The sequence below is a fragment of the Muriicola sp. genome, from assembly GCF_049669965.1.
In the GTDB taxonomy this organism is placed as follows: domain Bacteria; phylum Bacteroidota; class Bacteroidia; order Flavobacteriales; family Flavobacteriaceae; genus Muriicola.
This window is the reverse complement of the sequence record NZ_JBATLB010000069.1, coordinates 1-2,953: the sequence shown is the minus strand read 5'-3', so window position 1 is coordinate 2,953 and position 2,953 is coordinate 1. Positions and strand designations below refer to the sequence as shown.

Below are 2,953 nucleotides of genomic sequence, written 5' to 3'. Positions count from 1 at the left end.
AGGGCACTGTCATAGGAAGTATCTCTGACCCTTTTGGCTATTTTGAACGCAATATAAAGGCCTCACATTCAGGCTATGTGATCTGCATCAACGAATCACCTATTGTGAATCAGGGCGATGCCGTTTTCCACATTTCACGGGATTGAGGCGTGCGCACAAATAAAATGATCCCTTTACTTATTGTATAAATTTTGAGGTAAACGTATTTACAAATAATATGTTTCCGATCGTATCGTACCCCTGAAAGATTTCCAGGTTATTCTCAGTCTTAATATTTCCTTCGTGGAAGCCAATCAGGGTTAGATCTGCATCCAGGGAATACTCATTAATTAAGTTTTTACGATCCAGATCTTCTTCAACCGCAATCACCCTAATATTCTTTGCTGAGATTGGCAAACGCCCGGTAGAGGTTAGTTGTATCAGGTTTTCCTGTTCCTTCGCCAAATGTTCTTTAGGAAAGGTAGCAAAGATCTTGATCTCTCCATTTTTCCAATCCGAGTGCCCCAAAATAATATAGGACAACAAGATCATCAGACTGGCATTTTCGTAATCCTCTTTGCGAATCCAAATATGGATGTCCTTGTGATAACCGAAACCGCGGTCGGAACTGGCCAGGATGCACAAGTCGTAATTGGCAGTTTTTAAAACACTGTAATTATCCACCACGTGGGTCAGCCATTCTTTCTCTCCTTTTTTATATTCAAAGAGCATCATATTATTTGGCTTTCCGGAAATTCCCGGCTGTTGAATGGCCTGGATGATGGCAGCCGTATTGGAAGGGGAAATGATGGTCTCAATAAAAATATTGGATTTACTGGTAGAGGCAATTTTGATAAGCTTTTGCAGCTTGGCTTCTGCCGCCCGTTTGGATTCCTTGGAAAAATAGTCTTTCTCAAAATGGATATAGGTCCCGAAACCGTAGCGATGTGAGATCCACTTCATAAGATCGAGGGCACTATAACGTTCAAAGGTATCCTTGGACAAACATAAAACTGCAGGTCTCCAATCTTCTTCTGTCTTCGCTTTATCGGCCTTTTGAAGAAACACTTGCATGGTTCTGCTAAACTGATATATCACACCCTGAAATATACTCGCCATCCCTTTTTTGGCATCGCTTTTTGACGAGATATAAAAGTATAGAGCTATCATCAAAAGGATGGCCGCAATGGCATAAGGTGTATTGATCTTAAACATTAGATAGATGCACATTATGGCTCCGAGCAATGATAGATACCATTTCGATTTAAAAGAGGGTCTATAAGCCGGGTCGGCAGCGAAGTGTTGCAAGAATGAAATCAGACAAAGGGAGCCATAGGTTACCATAAAAAACATGGATATTACTTCAGCCACGGCATTTACATCCCCCATCAGGACAAAAACAAATGCAATAACGCTGGTTAAAATGGTTGCATTACGAGGTTCATTGTTCTTTTTGGTTCCCTTAGAAACCCAGAAATTGACAAAGCGGTTAGGAAAAACCTTGTCACCTCCAATGGCCTGCAGGGTCCTTGGAGCAACCATAAAGGAGCCCAGGGCCGATGAAATAGTAGCAGCAGCCAATCCTATAGGAATTATAGGACCCCAAAGGGCAATTCTGCTCATCACCAACTGGTCATTAATCAGATCATCAGGAGCAGCCGAACTGGCTAGTTTATAGGCAATAAATACATACAGTATCATACCAATTACAGTAGCAGTAATAGTACCGTAGGGAATCGCTTTTTTTGGATCACGAAGATCTCCGGCTAGTCCCACACCCGCGGTCATCCCCGTGAAAGCAGGAAAGATGATGGCAAAAACATAAAAGAAACTATAACCGGAGTCTGTTCCCTTAAATAATTGCGAACTATCAAAAACTTCAGCATACGGAGTATGTCCAAAAAAGAATAGCACCAATGAAATGGCCAGGATGCTGACCACCACATACAAAGCTTTCATTCCCAGATCTGCTCCTTTACTGACCATTAACCAGATAAGAACCATCAAAGCCGGGACACTAAACAAACGGTTGTCATATAGGATGTACCCTAATTCACTTTGTACCCAGGGTTTTATTGCCTCAAAAGCCTCCGCAAAAGCTATCACATAGAATGCCACACTGATGGCCTGAGAGAGATACAGAGCGATCCCGATGGCGGCACCTATATTCACCCCGAAAGAACGAGAAATGATAAAGTATTCCCCTCCACCTTCCACCTTTTGGTTGGTGGCAATTTCGGCCAATGCCATTGCCGTAGGGATGGTTACCAAATGTCCTATAATAATGATAAGGAGGGTTCCTGCAAAGCCCACAGATCCCACTGCAAAACCAAAACGCAGGAACATTACCGCTCCCAGAATGGTTGAAATGGCGGTAAGAAAAACCGGCAAAGTGCCAAAATTGGCTTTACTGGTGGAAAGTGATTTTTCCATAACTAGCAGAACATTGAACCTCTCAATATTACAATTTTAATTACAAGTCAAATGGCTGGAACAAACATTTATTTTCACGTTTCAATACGAGTATAAATGTTTGTGTTATTTTTATTTTTAGCACCCTCTGATATTGGAATACACGAGAATTACCATCTCCATTTGTGCTTACTATTTTTCAAGAGACATTGCACCGTAAAACGCTGCTCCGAGAAGTGCGGTTTTTTCATTTAAAACTACCCTGACGGGCACCTTTTCAAGCAGAGGGTTCATCCTGCCAGACCGCACAAAGTTCTTGTGAAATAACTCCTTATTTATCCCCTTGAGTATTTTTGGAACAATTCCTCCCCCAATATAAATACCTCCCGTTGCCTTTGTCTTTAAGGCAAGCTGTGCGGCTTCTGCGGCTAAAAACCGGAAATACAATTCCAGCGTTTCAACACATATGGGGTCACTTTTTTTAAGAGCGGCTGTGGTAATCGCCTTTGCACGATCATCCTTCACATTTTTCTTAAGAAATTCTTCAGGTTCGGGTTTATTT

The 2,953-nt window shown here is 41.9% G+C and carries 2 protein-coding genes; both read right to left on the bottom strand.

Annotated elements, in window-relative coordinates:
- Positions 1-177 precede the first annotated feature (177 nt).
- The gene (locus WBM49_RS03960) at positions 178-2,412 is read right to left on the bottom strand and encodes a hypothetical protein (protein WP_424370767.1); all 2,235 of its coding nucleotides are present in this window, start codon (positions 2,410-2,412) and stop codon (positions 178-180) included.
- Between the two features lie 171 nt (positions 2,413-2,583).
- Positions 2,584-2,953, bottom strand: a 370-nt coding sequence (locus tag WBM49_RS03955) for a glucokinase (protein ID WP_424370766.1), incomplete at its 5' end; no start/stop codon positions are given.

Excerpts from the sequence above, each read along its gene's own strand:
- WBM49_RS03960 (WP_424370767.1), bottom strand. The coding sequence starts at position 2,412 with ATGGAAAAATCACTTTCCACCAGTAAAGCCAATTTTGGCACTTTGCCG.